This is a genomic window from Herbaspirillum rubrisubalbicans (assembly GCF_003719195.1).
In the GTDB taxonomy this organism is placed as follows: domain Bacteria; phylum Pseudomonadota; class Gammaproteobacteria; order Burkholderiales; family Burkholderiaceae_D; genus Herbaspirillum; species Herbaspirillum rubrisubalbicans.
This window is the reverse complement of the sequence record NZ_CP024996.1, coordinates 3,404,950-3,423,632: the sequence shown is the minus strand read 5'-3', so window position 1 is coordinate 3,423,632 and position 18,683 is coordinate 3,404,950. Positions and strand designations below refer to the sequence as shown.

General features: G+C 62.9%; 17 protein-coding genes. 13 read left to right on the top strand and 4 right to left on the bottom strand.

The window, feature by feature from the left end; translation table 11 throughout:
- Nucleotides 1–20 precede the first annotated feature (20 nt).
- The gene (locus RC54_RS15330) at nucleotides 21–1,415 is read right to left on the bottom strand and encodes an aminotransferase-like domain-containing protein (RefSeq protein ID WP_061789717.1); all 1,395 of its coding nucleotides are present in this window, start codon (nucleotides 1,413–1,415) and stop codon (nucleotides 21–23) included.
- Nucleotides 1,416–1,854: 439 nt separating this feature from the next.
- On the opposite strand from RC54_RS15330, the gene RC54_RS15325 reads away from it, so the two are divergent.
- The 9 genes from RC54_RS15325 to RC54_RS15285 all read left to right on the top strand — a co-directional run bounded on the left by RC54_RS15325 (nucleotide 1,855) and on the right by RC54_RS15285 (nucleotide 9,970).
- Nucleotides 1,855–2,337: an MSMEG_0572/Sll0783 family nitrogen starvation response protein gene (locus RC54_RS15325; RefSeq protein WP_017450192.1), complete on the top strand. Its 483-nt coding sequence runs from the start codon at nucleotides 1,855–1,857 to the stop codon at nucleotides 2,335–2,337.
- 15 nt (nucleotides 2,338–2,352) lie between these two features.
- Nucleotides 2,353–3,435 (top strand): Nit6803 family nitrilase, encoded by a 1,083-nt coding sequence (locus RC54_RS15320; RefSeq protein WP_058895975.1) that lies wholly within the window; start codon nucleotides 2,353–2,355, stop codon nucleotides 3,433–3,435.
- Nucleotides 3,392–4,474, top strand: coding sequence for an MSMEG_0568 family radical SAM protein (locus tag RC54_RS15315; protein WP_017450194.1), 1,083 nt, complete (start codon nucleotides 3,392–3,394; stop codon nucleotides 4,472–4,474). Before RC54_RS15320 ends, RC54_RS15315 begins: the two co-directional genes overlap by 44 nt.
- A 2-nt stretch (nucleotides 4,475–4,476) precedes the next feature.
- Nucleotides 4,477–5,058: an MSMEG_0567/Sll0786 family nitrogen starvation N-acetyltransferase gene (locus RC54_RS15310; RefSeq protein ID WP_171938766.1), complete on the top strand. Its 582-nt coding sequence runs from the start codon at nucleotides 4,477–4,479 to the stop codon at nucleotides 5,056–5,058.
- Nucleotides 5,055–6,062, top strand: a complete 1,008-nt coding sequence (locus tag RC54_RS15305; protein ID WP_061789718.1) for a sll0787 family AIR synthase-like protein — start codon at nucleotides 5,055–5,057, stop codon at nucleotides 6,060–6,062. Before RC54_RS15310 ends, RC54_RS15305 begins: the two co-directional genes overlap by 4 nt.
- Nucleotide 6,063: 1 nt before the next feature.
- Nucleotides 6,064–7,260, top strand: a complete 1,197-nt coding sequence (locus tag RC54_RS15300) for an MSMEG_0565 family glycosyltransferase (protein WP_061789719.1) — start codon at nucleotides 6,064–6,066, stop codon at nucleotides 7,258–7,260.
- The gene (locus tag RC54_RS15295; RefSeq protein ID WP_058895972.1) at nucleotides 7,253–7,540 is read left to right on the top strand and encodes an MSMEG_0570 family nitrogen starvation response protein; all 288 of its coding nucleotides are present in this window, start codon (nucleotides 7,253–7,255) and stop codon (nucleotides 7,538–7,540) included. The genes RC54_RS15300 and RC54_RS15295 overlap by 8 nt, the downstream gene beginning before the upstream one ends.
- A gap of 60 nt (nucleotides 7,541–7,600) precedes the next feature.
- Entirely contained in the window at nucleotides 7,601–8,884 is a 1,284-nt protein-coding gene (locus RC54_RS15290) for an MSMEG_0569 family flavin-dependent oxidoreductase (protein WP_061789720.1), read from the top strand.
- A gap of 144 nt (nucleotides 8,885–9,028) precedes the next feature.
- Nucleotides 9,029–9,970: a GlxA family transcriptional regulator gene (locus RC54_RS15285; protein ID WP_061789721.1), complete on the top strand. Its 942-nt coding sequence runs from the start codon at nucleotides 9,029–9,031 to the stop codon at nucleotides 9,968–9,970.
- 78 nt (nucleotides 9,971–10,048) lie between these two features.
- On the opposite strand, the gene RC54_RS15280 is transcribed toward RC54_RS15285, so the two are convergent.
- Nucleotides 10,049–11,086: an AraC family transcriptional regulator gene (locus RC54_RS15280; protein ID WP_017450201.1), complete on the bottom strand. Its 1,038-nt coding sequence runs from the start codon at nucleotides 11,084–11,086 to the stop codon at nucleotides 10,049–10,051.
- A gap of 137 nt (nucleotides 11,087–11,223) precedes the next feature.
- Here RC54_RS15280 and RC54_RS15275 point away from each other — a divergent pair, with 137 nt between their 5' ends.
- The 4 genes from RC54_RS15275 (at nucleotide 11,224) to RC54_RS15260 (ending at nucleotide 16,163) form a co-directional block, all read left to right on the top strand.
- Nucleotides 11,224–12,894 (top strand): AMP-binding protein, encoded by a 1,671-nt coding sequence (locus RC54_RS15275; protein WP_061789722.1) that lies wholly within the window; start codon nucleotides 11,224–11,226, stop codon nucleotides 12,892–12,894.
- A gap of 48 nt (nucleotides 12,895–12,942) precedes the next feature.
- Nucleotides 12,943–13,707 carry an SDR family NAD(P)-dependent oxidoreductase gene (locus RC54_RS15270; protein WP_061789723.1) on the top strand — a complete coding sequence of 255 codons (765 nt, stop codon included), beginning with the start codon at nucleotides 12,943–12,945 and terminating at the stop codon, nucleotides 13,705–13,707.
- Nucleotides 13,708–13,775: 68 nt separating this feature from the next.
- Entirely contained in the window at nucleotides 13,776–14,978 is a 1,203-nt protein-coding gene (locus RC54_RS15265) for an acetyl-CoA C-acyltransferase (protein ID WP_061789724.1), read from the top strand.
- Nucleotides 14,979–15,014: 36 nt separating this feature from the next.
- Nucleotides 15,015–16,163, top strand: coding sequence for an acyl-CoA dehydrogenase family protein (locus tag RC54_RS15260; protein WP_061789749.1), 1,149 nt, complete (start codon nucleotides 15,015–15,017; stop codon nucleotides 16,161–16,163).
- 70 nt (nucleotides 16,164–16,233) lie between these two features.
- Here RC54_RS15260 and RC54_RS15255 read toward each other — a convergent pair whose 3' ends face one another.
- Entirely contained in the window at nucleotides 16,234–17,157 is a 924-nt protein-coding gene (locus RC54_RS15255) for a helix-turn-helix domain-containing protein (RefSeq protein ID WP_061789725.1), read from the bottom strand.
- Between the two features lie 467 nt (nucleotides 17,158–17,624).
- Nucleotides 17,625–18,674 carry an aliphatic aldoxime dehydratase gene (oxdA, locus tag RC54_RS15250; protein ID WP_061789726.1) on the bottom strand — a complete coding sequence of 350 codons (1,050 nt, stop codon included), beginning with the start codon at nucleotides 18,672–18,674 and terminating at the stop codon, nucleotides 17,625–17,627.
- Between the last annotated feature and the right edge of the window lie 9 nt (nucleotides 18,675–18,683).

The window sequence follows — 18,683 nt, the reverse complement described above, 5'->3', positions numbered from 1 at the left end:
GCGGCTTGCGGCTGCTGCGCCTAGACCACCGCCGGTCGCGCCAGTGGCGCCTCATTGAGCGCATCGCGGATCACTTCCAGCGCATGTTGGATGTCATGCCGGCTGGCAATGCCGCCGATGCATACCCTCACGGCCTGCTCGGGCGCGGCACTCACGGCAAAGGCGTCGCTGGCCACCACGCCGATGCCTGAGGAACGCATCTGCGCGGCAAAGCTGCTGGCCTGCCAGCCGCCGCGCAGCTTGATCCATAAATGAAATGCTTCCGGCTCCGAGGCATAGCTGTGCTCGGGCAGGATGCGGGCGGCGATCTTCTGGCGCGCCATCGATTCCTTGCGGATGTTGGCCAGCGCCAGGTCGGCCACGCCATCGCGGATCCAGTGTGTGGCGAGCGTGGAGGTGATGGGCGAAGCCATCACGGTGGTGGCGCGCAGGGATGCCGTCAGGCGTGCCGCCGAGCTGGCGTCTGGCGCCACCAGATAGGCGATGCGCAAGCCCGCTCCTACACTCTTGGCCAGACCCGTGACGTAGAAGGTCAGCTCGCTGCCCAGGCTGGCGATGGCCGGGGGAGCAGTGCGCGGCAGGAAGCCGTAGGCATCATCCTCGATGATGGCCACTTCATAATGACGGGCAATTTCCACCAGGGCCTGGCGGCGCGAGAGCGAGGTGGTGCAGGTGGTCGGGTTGAGCAGGGTAGGGTTGCAGTACAAGGCCTTGGGCGCGTACTGCGCGCAGGCGCCGGCAAAGGCCACGGCGTCGATGCCTTCATTGTCCATCGGCAAGCCGACCAGCTTGATGCCCAGTTGCCCGGCCAGAGCGCGCAGACCGGGATAGGTCACATCCTCGCAGCACAGCACGCCGCCCGGTCCTACCAGCATGGTGAGAATGGCCAGCAGCGCGCACTGTGCGCCGGGCGTAACCAGCAGCCGTTGCGGTTCCACCACCAGTCCACGCCGGCGCAGCCACAGTGCCCCGGCTTCGCGGTCTTCCGCTGAACCGCCGAAATCCTGGTAGCGCATCAGCTCGCGCAGCTTGCCGTTGACTTTGTTCCAGCCCGCCTGCATCAGGGCCACCAGTTCGCTCGATTCCGGTTCGGGCGGCATGTTCATCGACATATCGACATTGGGCCGGCCTTCGGTCACGCGCGGGATGCGCGGGCGGCGCTTGCCGCAGACGAAGGTGCCGCGTCCCACCACCGAATCCACCAGGCCGCGTCGATGTGCTTCGGTATAGGCCCGCGCCACGGTGGTGAAGTCCAGTGCCAGCAGCTCGGCCAGCTTGCGCTGCGGGGGCAGGCGCTGTTCCGGTTGCAGTTGGCCGGTGGCGACATCCTCGGCAATCGCATTGGCAATGGCCAGGTAGAGCGGGCCGCTGCCTTTCTTCAATTTGGGAACCCACAGGGTGCTGTTCTTGGGCATGGTGCTTTCCTCGCTGGGCTTGCCTGTACTCAATATTGACTGCATCGCATTTCTTCATTGAATGCAATTTGCATTCCATCCAATGGCGCTCTGACAGGGCTGCCTCTGCACTGCCTTGCATCATGCTTCCGGGTTTGTCTGCACCAGCCTAAAACACGCCGCTGTATCAGGGTGCGCAAGGGTTTGCGCGATTGTATGGAGGGATTGAATGGATTGCTTCGCGGGGCGCAAAAAGCTTCCCATACAGTGTGTTTCTGCAAGCCGCGAGGGTGCTGGAGAGGTTCTCGGAAAACCGCGATTGTATGGATATTGATGCAGTCAATTGCAGCATTGATGGCGTCTTGCTGGCACACCTGATGCATTCAATGCCAGCGTCACGGCAAGGTCGCCGGACCACTTCCCCAAGTGCAGACCAACAGCAATCGAGAGGAGTATCACCATGCCCGCAGTCACTCAAGCCGCCCACGCCCCCGGCGATTTCCTGGTGGATTATGAAGAGAAGGTGTTCGAAGACGTCAAAGCCCAGCCGGGTGAAAAAGCACTGGTGACCTTCCATACCGTGGCCTTCGAAGGCTCGATCGGTTTCGTCAACCTGCTGCAGGCCACGCGCTTGAAGCGCAAGGGTTTCGAGACCTCCATCCTGCTCTATGGCCCGGGCGTGACCCTGGGCGTGCAGCGCGGTTTTCCGACACTGGGCGACGAAGCCTTCCCCGGCCACCAGAACTTCAACAAGCAGATCGTCAAGTTCATGGAAGAGGGCGGCAAGGTCTATGCCTGCCGCTTCGCCCTGCAGGCGCTGTACGGTCATGGCGAGCCTTCGCTGATCCCGGGCATCCGTCCCATCAATCCGCTGGACGTACTGGATCTGGTGTTGCTGCATCGTCGCGACAACGCCTTCATTCTCGACACCTGGACCCTGTAAGCGAAAGGGTGGCCCATGAGTATCAACAAGAGAACGGTACGGGCAGCAGCGGTACAGATCGCGCCCGACCTCGACAGCGCAGACGGCACCGTGGCCAAGGTATGCGAGGCCATCGCACAGGCTGCCGCACAAGGAGCGGAACTGGTGGTGTTTCCCGAAACCTTCGTTCCCTACTATCCGTACTTCTCGTTCGTGCGGCCACCCTTCGCTGCGGGGCCGGAGCATCTACTGCTCTATGAGCGCGCGGTGGAGCTGCCCGGCCCGGTCACCCAGGCCGTCTCTGCCGCGGCTCGGCAGCACGGCACGGTGGTCGTGCTGGGCGTCAATGAGCGCGACCACGGCACGCTCTACAACACGCAACTGGTGTTCGATGCCGATGGCGAGCTGGTGTTGAAGCGTCGCAAGATCACGCCGACCTATCACGAACGCATGATCTGGGGGCAGGGCGATGCCAGTGGCCTGAAGGTGGTGCCTACTGCAGTGGGACGGCTGGGCGCGCTGGCCTGCTGGGAACACTACAACCCGCTGGCGCGCTACAGCCTCATGGCGCAGCACGAGGAAATCCACTGCGCGCAATTCCCTGGTTCCATGGTGGGACAGATCTTTGCCGATCAGATGGAAGTCACTCTGCGTCACCATGCGCTGGAATCGGGCTGTTTCGTGGTCAATGCCACTGGCTGGCTCACCGATGCCCAGATCGCTGCCATCGAACCCGATCCCAAGGCGCAAAAGGCGCTGCGCGGCGGCTGCTGTACTGCCATCGTCTCGCCCGAGGGCAAGCTCTTGGCCGAGCCGCTGCGCAGTGGCGAGGGCATCCTGGTGGCCGACCTGGAGATGGAACTGGTCACCAAGCGCAAGCGCATGATGGATTCGGTGGGCCACTATGCGCGCCCCGAACTGCTGCACCTGGTGATCGATGATCGCCCCGCTGCGCCCATGGCGTCGCTGTTCCCGCAACCAGTCGCTTCTCCTGTCACTTCTTCTTTCGCGAGGTCTCATCATGCAGACAACCGTCATCCAGTTGCATCCCCCGCTGGCGAGCCGCAAGGCTCCCATGGAGCTGATCTCGGAACTGCAATCCTTAGGGCTGCGTCTTGACGATCCCACTGCCGGCGCACAAAGCCGGCGCGGCGGGGCCGGTCCCTCGGACCACAAGGCGGTAACCGTCGATGGTCATACCGTGATGATTCCGGTGCATACCGCCGGGGCCTGGTCCTCGCCCTACGTGGCGACCCAGCCGGGCGCCGATGGTGCTGCGCGCATCCTGCGTGACGGGGTGGAGGTGGGCGTGGTGTCCTTCCCGCGGCAGCCGCGTTTCTACAAGATGCAGACCTTCGATGGCATCCCCTACGGCAAGATCGCCACCCTGCACGGGGCCGATGTGCTGGCCACCACCATCCTGCAAAGCTGCATCCGCTACGAGAGCCGCCGCAAGTCCTGCCAGTTCTGCGCCATCGGCCAGTCGCTGGCAGCCGGTCGCACCATCCTGCGCAAGACCCCCGAGCAACTGGGCGAGGTGGCGCGGGCAGCGGTGCTGCTGGATGGCGTCAAGCACATGGTCATGACCACCGGCACCCCCAACGCCACCGACCGCGGCGCGCAACTGCTGTGCGAGAGTGCCTTCGGCGTGAAGTCGGCCGTGAACCTGCCGATCCAGGGCCAGTGCGAGCCCCCGGACGACAACGCCTGGTTCCGGCGCATGTCCGATGCCGGCATCGATACCCTGGGGATGCATCTGGAAGCGGTCACCCCCGAGGTGCGCAAGCGCATCATGCCGGGCAAGGCCACGGTCCCGGTCGAACGTTACCTGGAAGCCTTCGCCGCTGCCGTCGAGGTGTTCGGCCGCGGGCAGGTCAGCACCTACATCCTGGCCGGCCTGGGCGACAGCGACGACGCCATCCTGCGCATGAGCGAACAGTTGATTGCGCTGGGTGTGTATCCCTTCGTGGTGCCTTTCGTGCCGATCTCCGGCACGCCCCTGGAAGATCATCCTGCACCGGATGGCGCGGCCATGCGCCGTCTGCTGGCGCCGCTGGCCGCCATGCTGGACAGTGCCGGGATGCGCGCCGCAGATGCCAAGGCCGGTTGCGGCAAATGCGGGGCTTGCTCTTCGCTGTCTTCCTTCGAAAGGAAATGATCATGAGTGACGTGATCGAGAGCACGACAGCACTGGTGCAGAAAACGCCAGCGCCGCTGGCGCCGGCCCAGGGCGTGCGCATCAAGCTGGCGCTGGAGCCCTGGGAGCGCGAATCCGCGCGTCGTTTGCGGCGTGACGTTTTCTGCACCGAGCAGGGCGTGTTCCAGGATGATGATGCCGATGCCATCGACGCCATCGCGATGCCCATCGTGGCGGTGATGGAGGGCGGCGATGGTAGCCGTATGGTGGTCGGCACCGTGCGCATCCATGAATCGGCGCCGGGTGTGTGGCATGGCTCGCGGCTGGCCGTGGCGCAACATGCGCGGCGCATCGGTGCGGTGGGCAGCGGCTTGATCAAGCTGGCCGTCTGCACGGCCCATGCCCATGGCTGCCACACCTTCCTGGCCCAGGTGCAGAGCCAGAATGCGCCGTTGTTCCAGCGTCTGCACTGGCATACCCTGTCTGAAATCGAGGTGCATGGCTTGCCTCATCATCTGATGCAGGCCGAGCTGGATTTCTATCCGCCCATCAGCGACGGCGAGCAGGGTTTCCTGGTGCAGCCACGCCAGGAGCCACAGCCATGAACGCCCGTGACCCGGCGCCCACGCTGGCGCAGATCGTCGAGCACTTGCGCAGCGCACGCGGCATCGCCCACAAGCGCGATATCGACGGGGTGATGCAGACGCTGGACATGGCGCTACCGATCCGGCACCAGGGCCATACCCTGGCCGTGGGCGACGATTGCGCGGCCATCCCCGATGGCGATGGCTACCTGCTCTTTGCCATCGAGGGCTTCATCAACGAATTCGTGGAGCAGCAGCCGTGGTTTGCCGGTTATTGCGGGGTGATGGTCAACGTCAGCGACATCTATGCCATGGGGGGCCGTCCGCTGGCCGTGGTGGATGCCCTGTGGAGCCGGGGCGGTGAGGCCGCACGGCCGGTGCTGGAAGGGCTGGCCGAGGCGGCGCGGGTGTATGGCGTGCCGCTGGTGGGCGGTCACAGCAATGCCCGCAATGACCGCGAGCAATTGTCGGTGGCCATCATGGGCCGTGCCAGGCGGCTGTTGACCAGCTTTGATGCGCGCAGTGGTGAACATCTGGTGGCGGCCATCGATCTGCGCGGGCGCTACCAGCATCCTTATGCCTACTGGAACGCCAGCACCGGGGCGGGCGCCGAGCGCTTGCGTGCCGATCTGGAATTGCTGCCCTCGCTGGCCGAAGAAGGCCTGGTCAGTGCCGCCAAGGACATCAGCATGGCCGGCGTCATCGGCACCGCGTTGATGTTGCTGGAGTGCTCCGACAAGGGCGCGTGCATCGAGCTCGATGCCATCCCGCGTCCGCCGGAATCTGACGCCGACTTGCTGCGCTGGCTGACGGCCTTCCCCAGCTATGGCTTCCTGTTGAGCGTGGCCGATGCGCATCTGCCGGAGGTACTGGCGCGCTTTACCCGGCGCGGCATTGCGGCGGCCTCCATCGGTCGCATCGACGACAGCCGCCAGTTGACGCTGGCGCGGCAGGGGCAGCAATGGCCGTTCTGGAACCTGGATCAAGAAGCGCTGATCGGCTGCGGCCCGCGCAAGGTGACCTGACATGAGCGCATTAAGACAGAGCTTGAAGATTGCCATGCTGACCCACTCGGTCAATCCGCGCGGCGGCGTGGTGCACGCCTTGCAGCTGGCCGAAGGCTTGCAGGCGCTGGGCCATGAAACCACGCTATTGGCGCCTGATGCCGCTGGTAAGGGCTTGTTCCGGCGCGCGGCCTGCCACTTCCATCCAGTACCGGGGGCGTTACATAGCGCGGATATCGCCGACATGGTGCGCTTGCGCATCGAGGACTACCTGCGCTGCTTCGCTCAGCCTGGCATGACGGACTTCGACCTCTATCACGCCCAGGACTCCATCAGTGCCAATGCACTGGCCACGCTCACCGAGCGCGGGATGATCGCCGGCTATGTGCGCACCGTGCATCACCTCGACCAGTTCGAGGATAGCCGTCTGCATCGCTGGCAGGAGCGCGGCTATCGCGCCGCTGACCGCGTGCTGTGCGTGAGCCGTACCTGGCAGGAGATCCTGCGACGCGAACATGGTGTGCAGGCCGAGCTGGTTTCCAATGGCGTCGATACGCAGCGCTATACGCCGCAAGGCAGCCACCGTGACGCCGTCCTGCGCGCGCAACTGGGCCTGGACGGCACACCGTTGCTGCTGGCTGTGGGCGGGGTGGAGCCACGCAAGAATACGCTGGGCATCCTGCGTGCCTTTGTGCGACTGCGCCGGGTCTATCCGCAGGCGCAACTGGTCATCGCGGGTGGGGCCAGCGTGCTGGATCACGCCGCCTATCAGCAGCAGTTCCAGCTGGAGTGGCAGGCTGCTGGCTTGCCGGCGGGCGCGCTGCGCATCCTGGGGCAGGTGGCCGATGTCGACATGCCGGCGTTGTTCCGTTGCGCCGATGCGCTGGTGTTTCCTTCGCTCAAGGAAGGTTTCGGATTGGTGGTGCTGGAAGCCATGGCCAGTGGCGTGCCGGTGGTGGTCTCGCGCCGTGCGCCCTTTACCGAATACCTCGATGGCGACTGCTGCGCCTGGGTCGATCCCCAGGACCCGGCCGCCATTGCCGCCGGGATCGCCCACGCTCTCAACCCTACCGTGCGCGCCAGCATGATCGCCGCCGGCAGTCGGGTGTGCGCGGACTTTTCCTGGATGCGCTCGGCTCAGCGCCATGTGAATCTTTATAACGACTATCTCGGCTGCCGCGCCCCGGCAGCCTCATTTTGCGAGGAACACCATGCCTGAAATGCACTTTCGTGTCCGCTGGCCGGACGACACCGTCAGCGATTGCTATTCGCCCTCGCTGGTGGTCAAGGAACACCTGGAGGCCGGGCGCAGCTATGCGCTGGCCGACTTCGTCGAACGCAGTGCCACGGCCTTGAACATCGGTAGCGAGCGCGTGCGCCAGAAGTATGGCTTTGCCTGCTCCTCGGCCATGGACCAGTTGCGCCGCATCGAAGAGACCGCGGCCCGCTTCGAGGGGGCCGCCGATGCCCGGGTGGTGGTCGAATCCTTCCTGCCCTGAACGCTCCATCGGCCCATCTTATCGGCCTATCTCATCAGACTTCATCCCAAGAGGAACATCATGCATACCCAAGAGCAAGGCGCCGTGCGCCACCATAGCGTCATCATCATCGGCGGCGGCCAGGCCGGCCTGTCCATGAGCTGGTATCTGAAGCGCTCTGGCGTCGATCACCTGGTGCTGGAAAAACACCAGGTCGGCCATGCCTGGCGCAACGAGCGCTGGGATACTTTTTGCCTGGTCACCCCCAACTGGCAGTGCAATCTGCCGGGTTATCCGTATCGCGGCGACGACCCCTATGGTTTCATGAAGAAGGATGAAATCGTCGACTACCTGGATGGTTTCGTCGCCAGCTTCGATCCCCCCGTGCGCGAGGGCGTGACGGTCAACAAGCTCTGGCGCGACGGCGCGCGGTGGCGCATCAGTGCCAGCGATGGCCAGTATGCCGCCGACCAGGTGGTGGTGGCCGTGGGCGGCTATCACATCCCGGTGGTGCCGCGTGCGGCCGAGCGTCTGCCGCAGCACATCGTGCAGCTCCACTCCAGCCAATACCTCAACCCGCAATCGCTGCCCGCGGGCGAGGTACTGGTGGTGGGCACCGGTCAATCCGGTTGCCAGATCGCCGAAGACCTGCACCTGGCTGGCCGCCGCGTGCACCTGGGCGTGGGCGATGCACCGCGTGTGGCGCGCAGCTATCGCGGCAAGGATGTGGTGGAGTGGCTGGACAAGATGAAGTACTACGATCTGCCGGTGGACCAGCATCCGCTGGGTACCGGTGTGCGCGAGAAGACCAATCACTACGTCACCGGCCGCGATGGCGGGCATGACATCGACCTGCGCAAGTTCGCCCTGGAAGGAATGCAGCTCTATGGCAAGTTCGAGGCGCTGGAAGGAGAGGTGGCACGTTTCGGGGGCGGCCTCAAGGCTTACCTGGATGATGCTGATGCGGTTTCCGAAAGCATCAAGGACAGCATCGACAAATTCATCGCCGCCAACCAGATCGATGCCCCCAGCGAGGCGCGCTACGTGCCGCTCTGGCAACCCGAGTCGGACGCGCCACGCACGCTGGACCTGCGCGCGGCAGGCATTTCGGCGGTGGTGTGGTGCATTGGTTTTCGTACCGATTTCAGCTGGATCAATGAACCGATCTTCGATGGTCGCGGCTATCCCGGCCACGAGCGTGGTGTCACGGCAGCGTCGGGCCTGTATTTTCTCGGGCTGCCGTGGCAATACACCTGGGGCTCGGGACGTTTCTCGGGCATCGACCGCGATGCGCGCTATCTGTTCGAGCACATCAGTGCCATACGGGCACAGGCCGGCCAGTCGGTGCTGTCGCAGGCGGCCTGATCCGAGGCGCCGCACATGTCCTCACTACCACACGGGTATCTTGAGTGTGGCTGAGTGGGGCGGCAGACATCAACGGCTTGCGATTTCCCGTGAGGACGGATAGGGTGATGCCCTCGGCATCGTCACACCAGGGAAGGAAAGAACATGCACCACATCGGCTATTTGCTGACCGACGGTTTCCAGATCATGGGCCTGGCCACGCAGAGCGTCTTCGAATATGCCAACAAGGTCGCCGGCGAGGATTTCTATGCCTTGCACAATTTCTCGGTGGCCGGTGGCAGTGTGTTTTCCTCGCTGGGCATGTCCATCACCACCACTCCGGCGTCGCAAGCCGATCATATGGACAGCTGGATGATCTGCGGCGTGGCCGACCCGCTGGCCTCACCCGCCAGCCCGGATGAACGCAGCTTCCTGCAGCGCACCGGCAAGAGTGCCCGGCGCATCGCCGCTATCTGCACCGGTGGCTTCGTGCTGGCCGAAGCGGGCCTGCTGGCCAAGCGCCGTGCCACCACGCACTGGTTCTTTGCACGCGAGATGCAGGCGCGGTTTCCCGAGATCCAGGTCGAGCACGACCGTATCTATATCGTCGATGGTCCCATCTGGACTTCGGCCGGCATGACCGCTGGCCTGGACATGGCCCTGGCCATGGTGGCCAAGGACCTGGGCGAGGAGGTGGCGCGCGGCGTGGCGCACAAGCTGGTGATGCACCAGCACCGCACCGGCGGCCAGACCCAGCATTCGGAAATGCTGGCGCTGGCGCCCAAGACCGATCGCATCCAGAACGCCTTGAACTATGCCCGCAAGAACCTGATGCGCCCGCTGACGGTGGAAGAATTGGCCGAGGAAGCCAACTTGAGTCCGCGCCAGTTCAGCCGCGTCTTTTCGGCCGAGACCGGCTTGTCACCTTCCAAGGCCATCGAGGGACTGCGGCTGGAGGCGGCGCGTTTGATGATCGAGCAGAGCCGGCATTCGCTGGAAGTGATCGCCCGCGAAACCGGGTTCCGGGATCGGCGCCACATGCGCGAAGTGTTCATACGGGGGTATGGGGTGGCGCCGCAGATGATGAGACGGGAAGGGCGCGCCTGACGGGAAATTCATCTCTTGATGGAATCGTCGCACCCCTGCCATGTGATGCAGCCAGTGCCGTGTCCAGCCCGTTGCCGGTCATGCTCCGACGCGATCGCCGACCCTGATCTGCAGCAAGTCGCGGCGAAAGGCCCCCGGACTTTTCCCGGTCCATTTCCTGAAGGCCCGGTGGAAGGCACTGGGTTCGGTGAAACCCAGTTGGGTGGAAATCTGCGCCACGCTCAACTCATTCTTGCCCAGCAGCGCCTGCGCCAGGCCACTGCGTATTTCATCCTTGAGCGAGGCATAGCTCTGTCCTTCATCACGCAGTCGCCGTCGCAGCGTTGCCGGCGACACCTCGAACCGTTCGGCAATCACGTCGAAGTCCGGCCAGTCGGTGGGGGAGGATTGCTTCAGGCAGTCGCGCAGCCGGGTCACCCATCCGGTGTCGTGGCGATAGCGCACCAACAGGTTGGCCGGGACATCGCGCAGGAAGGGCTTCAGGGCGATGTCGGAGCGGATCACCGGAAGGTCCAGGTAGACGGCATCGAAGCTCAGGCAGCAGCGCGGCTTGTTGAAGTTGACGGGCACCCCGAAGAATTCCAGGTAATCCGGCCGTCCTTCCGGCAGCGCGCAAGAAAAGTCGATGCGCTGCAAGGGAATGCGCCGGCCCACCAGCCAGCAGGCCAGTCCCAGCAGCAGTAGCAGAAACGTCCGATAGGCGAAGGCGGGATAGGGCGATCTGTTCTTGATCAGGATGATGTGCGCCTTGCCGTCCTCGACGTGCAGTTCGCCATAGGGCTCATCGAGCACGATGCGCAGGAAGCGCAATGCCCGGCGCAAGGCCTGCCCCAGCGACTGCGAATGCAGCACGGCATGGCAGAGCAAGGTGAAGCTGCCCTGGCGCATGGGACGGGCCGACAGGCCGAAGAATTCATCGTCCGTGATGCGTGCAATCGCCAGCCACAACGCCCCATATTGCTCGGCGGTGACGGGGCCGAGCTCATCTTCATTGCTGACCAGCCCGGCTTGCTGGAGCACCGGTGCCGTCTCGTATCCCTGCCTGAGCAGGCAGCCCAGGGCATCTTCAACGAAAGCGAAAGGGATGGAAGGCGTGTCGCTGGCCTTTTTCAACATGGTAAATCCGATCAAGGAATCAGCAGGTATTTGTCATTGCTTGCAATGTTCTGCCCGCCTAGTATCTATTGCCATACACAGCGAAGTCACCGAAGTTACCAGTGTAAGCGCAAAAAATACAAAGTGGAGACGACACCATGCCTGCCCCTATCCCCGTTCCGCGCAAGCCGGACTATGCCGACGTCTATGCAGCATTTCGTATCGAAGCGCTGCGAGAGCAATTCCAAGGAGACTTCGAGACTGGCATCAACGCCTGTGTCGAGTGCTGCGACCGGCATATCCAGGCAGATAATATCGCCCTGGATTTTGTCTCCATACATGGCCAGCATCACCCATACAGTTTTGCGCAGATCCGTTCGATGGCCTCGCGGGTAGCCAATCTGCTCAAGCAGCAAGGCATACAACCGGGCCAGATCGTGGCCGGAATGCTGCCGCGCACGCCGGAACTATTGGCCACGGTACTCGGTACGCTGCGCGCCGGTGCGGTCTACCAGCCGCTGTTTACGGCCTTCGGGCCCAAGGCGATCGAGCATCGGCTGGTACTGAGCGGGGCTCGTCTGATCGTCACCAATGTGGCCAACCGGGCCAAGCTCGATGAGATTGCCCATTGTCCGCAAGTCTGCACGGTCAGGGAGAGCAGCGACCCCTTGCGCGCTGGTGATATCGATTTTCGCGCGGCCGTGGACGCCCAGTCCGATGACTTCGCGCCGGTCATGCGAAGCGGTAGCGACCTGATGTTCATGATGTCCACCTCCGGCACCACAGGTGCGGCCAAGGGCGTGCCGGTGCCGCTGTCGGCCTTGCAGGCGTTCGCGGTCTACATGCGCCAGGCAGTAGGCTTGCTGCCGCAGGACAAATTCTGGAACATGGCCGATCCGGGCTGGGCCTATGGTCTCTATTACGCCATCATCGGCCCCTTGGCCATCGGGCAGGGCATTACCTTCAACGAAGCCGCATTCACCGTCCAGGGAAGCTACGAGCTCATCCGCCGCCTGGGCATCACCAGCCTGGCCGGTGCTCCCACCGCCTATCGCATGATGATGGCCGCCGGCGAAGAAGCGGCCGCCAGCGTCAAGGGCCAACTGCGCGCCGTCAGCAGTGCCGGCGAACCCTTGAATGCCGAGGTGGTGCGCTGGTTCGCCAGCGCCCTGGATGTCCCCATCCATGACCATTACGGACAGACCGAACTGGGCATGGTGGTCAACAACCACCATGCCTTGCAGCATGAGGTCGTGCCAGGGTCGGCCGGCTTTGCCATGCCAGGGTATCGGGTGGTGGTGCTGGACGATAATCTGCAGGAACTCGGTGCCAACCAGCCCGGCGAACTGGCCATCGACATTGCGCGCTCGCCGCTGTTCTGGTTTTCCGGTTACTGGAAGCAGGAGACGCCTGCCATTGCCGGCGGTTATTACGCCACCGGCGACAACGTCGAGCTGGAGAAAAACGGTAGCATCAGCTTCATCGGTCGCTCCGACGACGTCATTACCTCGGCTGGCTACCGGATCGGGCCCTTCGATGTCGAAAGCGCGCTGCTGGAGCATCCTGCGGTGGCCGATGTGGCCGTCATCGGCTTGCCCGACCCGGAGCGCACCGAGATCGTCAAGGCCTTCGTGGTGCTCTCGGACAAGTTCAAGGCCAGCGACGAATTGGCGGAACAATTGGCGCAACATGTCAAACGGCGTCTTTCCGCCCATGCCTATCCTCGCGCCATCGAGTTTGTCGATGCGCTGCCCAAGACGCCCAGCGGCAAGCTACAGCGTTTCGTGCTGCGCAAGATGGAAGCGGACCGGCGGGCTGAGCATCCCTGAAACGCGTTGATCGCGTTCAATGCAATCCAGAATAATCGAGGAGAAACAATGGCTATCAAACAAGGTGTCTATGTCGTCACCGGCGCAGCTTCCGGGTTGGGTGCGGCCACTGCCGAGCAGCTCATCAGAGCCGGCGCGCAGGTGGTGCTGGCGGACGTCAACCCGGTGGCTGGTGAAAAGATGCAGGCCACGCTCGGCGCCCACGCCAGATTCGTCTTGACTGATGTCACCAGCGAGGCCAGCGCGCAGGAGGTCTTTGAGGTCGCCGGCACCATGGGACCGGTGGTCGGCCTGGTCAACTGCGCCGGCATTGCGCCGGGCGAAAAGCTGCTGGGCAAGAACGGTGTGCATCGATTGGACAGCTTCATGCGTGCCCTCAACATCAACCTGGTGGGATCGTTCAACATGGCGCGGCTGGCGGCACAGCACATCAGCGCTGGCCAAGCCGACACAGAGGGCGAGCGTGGCGTCATCATCAACACGGCCTCGATTGCCGCCTTTGAGGGGCAGATGGGGCAGGTGGCCTATGCCGCCTCCAAGGGCGGAGTGGTGTCGATGACCTTGCCGATGGCACGCGAGCTGGCGCGTCATGGCATACGCGTCATGACGATTGCGCCCGGCATCATCGAAACGCCCATGATGCTGGGAATGTCCGAGGAGGTGCGGGAATCCCTGAGCCGCAACGTACCTTTCCCGCCTCGGCTGGGCAAGCCGTCCGAATTCGCCAGCCTGGTCATGTACATCCTGGAAAACCGCTATATGAACGGCGAGGTCATCCGCATGGATGGCGCACTTCGCATGAGCGCCAAGTAGCGGTATCCAGGGAGAGTCGTCAACGAACAAGACGCGTGAATATGAATGAAGTTACAAAGAGGAAAACCATGTCTGCAGACCCGGTGGTGATTGTGTCGGCGGCCCGTACCGTGATGGGCAGCTTTCAGGGTGCATTGGCTGATCTGCCGGCGCCACAGTTGGGGGCGCTGGCGATAGCGGCGGCCCTGCAACGGGCCCGCTTATCCGCACAGCAGATCGCGCAGATCGAACAGGTATGGATGGGCTGCGTGCTGCAGGCTGGCCTGGGCCAGTCCCCGGCACGCCAGGCCGCCTTGCGTGCCGGCTTGCCGCAGTCGGTCGCCTGCGCCACCTTGAACAAGGTCTGCGGCTCGGCCATGCAGGCCGTCATGCTGGCGCATGACAGCATCCTGGCCGGGTCGGCGTCGCTGGTGGTGGCTGGCGGCATGGAGTCGATGTCCAATGCCCCCTATCTGCTGCCCAAGGCGAGACGCGGTTACCGGCTGGGGCATGACAGGTTGCTGGATCACATGTTCCTCGATGGACTGGAAGACGCGTATTCGGACCAGTATCGCGGCCGCCTGATGGGAACCTTCGCCGAGGATTGCGCCAGCGACTTCGGCTTCACCCGCGACCAGCAGGATGCCTACGCGGTGCAGTCCACCTTGCGCGCGCGCCAGGCGATCAGCAGTGGCGGTTTCGACTGGGAAGTGGTTCCGGTCGAGGTAGCGGGAAAGAAGGGCAGCGTCGTGATCGCTGAGGATGAGGGACCGATGGCGGTGAACCTGGAGCGCATCGCTACGCTCAAGCCAGCCTTCCGTGGCGATGGCACCGTCACTGCGGCCAATTCCTCTTCCATCTCTGACGGCGCGGCGGCCTTGGTGTTGATGCGCGAATCGGAAGCTCTTCGGCAGGGCCTGACGCCCCTGGCGAGGTTCCTCGGCCATGCCTCGTATGCGGGTGCCCCCGAGAAATTCCCCACCGCACCCATCGGCGTGCTGCGCAAGATATTCGCCAAGACCGGGCTGGATGCCGTCAGCACCGACCTGTTCGAAATCAACGAGGCGTTTGCGGTAGTGCCCATGGCGGCCAGCCGGGAACTGAACATCGACATGGAGAAGATCAATGTTCATGGCGGTGCTTGTGCGCTAGGACACCCTATCGGTGCTTCCGGGGCGCGCATCATCGTGAGCTTGTTGGGCGCGCTCAAGGCGCGCGGGCTCAAGACCGGCATCGCCAGTCTGTGCATCGGTGGCGGTGAAGCGACTGCGATCGCCCTGGCGCTGTCGTGACGGTCGAATGCCGTTTGTAGGGAGAAAGAGATGGACATGTTGTTGAGCCCTGAGCACGAGATGATTCGTGATGCCATGCGGCAGTTTGCCCAGGAACGCCTGTTACCTTTTGCCGCGGACTGGGACAAAAATCACACCTTTCCTGCCGAGGCCTTGAAGGAACTGGCCGCATTGGGCGCGATGGGCATGTGCGTGCCGGAGCAGTGGGGTGGCGCCGGAATGGATTACATGAGTCTGGTGCTGGCCTTGGAAGAGATTGCCGCGGGCGACGGCGCCACCTCTACCATCGTGTCGGTCCAGAATTCCCTGGCCTGTGGCATCACCGAGAAATACGGTAGCCCGGCCCAGAAGGAGCAATGGCTCAAGCCGCTGGCACGCGGCGAGATGTTGGGCTGCTTTTGCCTGACCGAGCCACACACCGGATCGGATGCGGCCGCCATCAGGACCAGAGCCGAGCGCGATGGTGAGTATTTCATCCTCAACGGGACCAAGCAATTCATCACCAGTGGCAAGCACGCTGGGGTAGCCATCGTCTTTGCCGTCACCGACAGGTCCGCTGGCAAGAAGGGGATTTCCTGCTTCCTGGTACCGTGCGATACGGCCGGGTTCGTGGTCGGGCGTAGCGAAGAAAAGATGGGGCAACACGCTTCGGATACGGTCCAGATCATCCTCGAAAACTGCCGCGTGCCGGCCACGGCCTTGCTTGGCAAGGAAGGCGATGGCTACCGCATCGCCCTGTCCAATCTCGAAGCCGGCCGCATCGGTATCGCCGCGCAGAGCGTGGGCATGGCACGTGCCGCCTTCGAGGCCGCCGTCAGTTATGCCCGGCAGCGGGAATCGTTCGGAGTACCCATCATCGACCACCAGGCCGTCAATTTCCGCCTGGCCGACATGAACACCTTGCTGGATGCGGCCAGGCTCATGGTGTGGCGCGCCGCCCAGTTGAAGGATCAGGGGCGTCCTTGCCTCAAGGAGGCATCGATGGCCAAGATGTTTGCCTCCGAGGCCGCCGAGAAAATTGCCTCCGATGCGATCCAGATCCATGGTGGCGTCGGCTATACCAGCGACTTTCCGGTCGAGCGCATTTACCGTGACGTGCGCATCTGTCAGATCTATGAAGGGGCCAACGATATCCAGCGACTGGTCATCGGGCGGGCCATTGCCAGCGATCAGGTGCATTCGTGAAACTGACCTAGGTGGAACGAAACAATAAAGGCTGCCAATCGGCAGCCTTTATTGTTTATGGAACCAGACCCTAGTGCGACAACAAACTCTGCGGCGTACAGCCAAAGGTGGCCCGGAATACCCGGCTGAAGTGGGATAGATCGGAGAATCCGGCGTCCAGTGCCGCCGTGGTGACATTGCCGGCATTGCCTTCGGTGAGGGCACGATAGCTGGCTTGCAGTCGCACCCGGCGTAGCACGTCCATGGGTGTCTGGTTGTGCTGGGCAAAGGCGCGTGTCAGTGTTCGTTCTGAGACGTGGTGAGCTGCGGCCAGGACGTGGAGATTGAGTTGCGGATCGGTATAGTTCTCACGCAGATAGGCGAGCACACGTTTGTAGAGATCATTCTTTTCTGCCGCAGTTGTCCTGGCACCGGGCGCGGCCAGGCTCAAGGCGAGCACGTCCAGCAAGGCGGCGCTGTAGCGTACCGCCGATTCGGCATCGTTGAATTCGCAGGTGCTTGCCTCTTCCAGCATCGAGCGCAGCGCCATCACACCGGGCCGGCGCACATCGATCAACTGCGCGGTCATGTGTTCGGCCTCCGGGCAGCGGCTCAACAGGGACTTGCGCGGCAAGCGTGTCAGATAGATTTTCTCCGGGCCCAAGGCAAACTCGAACGGCCGGGCGCCATCATACAAGGCCATGTCGCCCGATTGCAGGCGTGTCTGCCGGCCATCCTGTGCCAGATAAGCTTGACCGCTGACCATGAAGGCCAGCCACAGGTCGTCGTCGGGATTTGAACGAATATGGTGCGCATCACGTCGCCAATGGTGCAAGGGCGAACTCATGATGGCCATGTCGAGCATCCCGATGGAATTGACGGACATGGCGCCGTCGAAGACGGGTTCTCCCGATAACTTGCTGTCCGCCTGGAGGCAATGACGACAGACGACATCATTCCAATACTCGAAGCGCCGTGGCGCTTCGACGATCGCAGTGGTGTATTGAGCCTTCATGAGGGGCACTCCTGATGTATCGAGTCGATGCAGACATGGTGACTGATTACCGGGCTGGCCAACGCTTGACTGGCTGGTTTCGTGCAGCGTTGTGGCTGCTGGAGGACCGATCCCTGGTAGCAAAGTATCTGTCAGATGAACGCACAAGGGCAATAGAATTTCATGCATCGCTGCCAACGACGCTACATGTTTTTTGCAAAATTTATGCCTGCCTTCGGATATCCGGGCAAGCTCCGCTCATGGAGCAACTTCATCGATGGATTAAGCGCACGTCGCCACCGTCGATTGGCGGGAAAGCGTTGAGGGGAGAGGGTTTTCGGCGCAGCGCAGCAAATGCTGGCAGTCGAGGTCGGTGTCGTTCCAGGCAGTGCCCAGGATGTTGCGCAGGGCGAAAAAAAACCACTGGGGCGATTGCCCAGTGGTCTTGCCAATGACCTGTCAGTTGACTGGCCGAGGAGTGTTTCTGCTCAGGAAGTCCGGGCGTCGCGCAACATGCCGGTGGTCGGATGGCAGTTGATGTATTCCAGCCATTGCGTGGCGCCGTCGGAGACCGACACTTCGTGATAAAGCCTGAGTTTTTTCAAGCCGGTGACGACCTTGAAGAAGGTGGTGAAGATGCGCAGGTGGGTGGGATGTGATTCGGCCCAGCGTTCCAGCAGATCCAGCGAGCGCCAGTGGCCGATGTCGTAGGCGATATCGAGCAGCTTGCCATCCAGGTCCACGTTGCGCACGAAGCGATTGCTGTAACAGCCGATCTCTTTTCCCTGGTCGCGCAGAAAGTCCATGCCATCCTGCAGCGGTGGCAGCATCTCGTTGAAATAGAGCGCACGCTCATCCGGGTCGGCATCAGCCCAGTCCTGGCCGGAGCGAATCAGGGCGATGTTGTCGTGGCCCTTGATCACCACCCGGCCGCCTTTGGTGGGGTCGCCGGAGATCACTTCAAGCTGGCCGCGAGGGCGCATCCGGTCCACTTGCGAGGCGGGGATACGGTCACGCATCGATCCCCAATAGCCGTGTTCCTCGATGTCGTCGCTGATGCGATCCATGACGGCGCCCACCCCTGGCAGCTCTTCCTTGAAGGCATACAGGGTCTCGAATTGTTCGGCGCGGGGCGAGAATACTTCCCTGAAGTAGCCGATGCCGTCGGCGAGGCGGGCTTCGCTGTCCCACCATCCGGCCACTTCGGGGGAGCGCATCCAGCGGCAATAGCGACCTGCATCACGCCAATATCCGACGACGATGAAGTTGCCATATCCTGCATTGTCGAGGTGATAGCTCATGTCGTGATTGCCCGGGCCATCGGGCAGGGCGAAGCTGGCGACGATATGGCGCATGGCCTGCAGTGCCGCCGCCCGTTGTTCTTCCTTGAACTGGATGCCGAGGTAGGCCATCGTCACCTGGGTCAGGCTGTCGTCAGCGCGACCGACCCACATCGGGAAGGGGGGCTGGTAATCGTCGCCCACCCGGCGCGAAAGAGTACGAGGGCATTTGAGATGTTGGTCGATTGCGGATTCCATACGGGATCT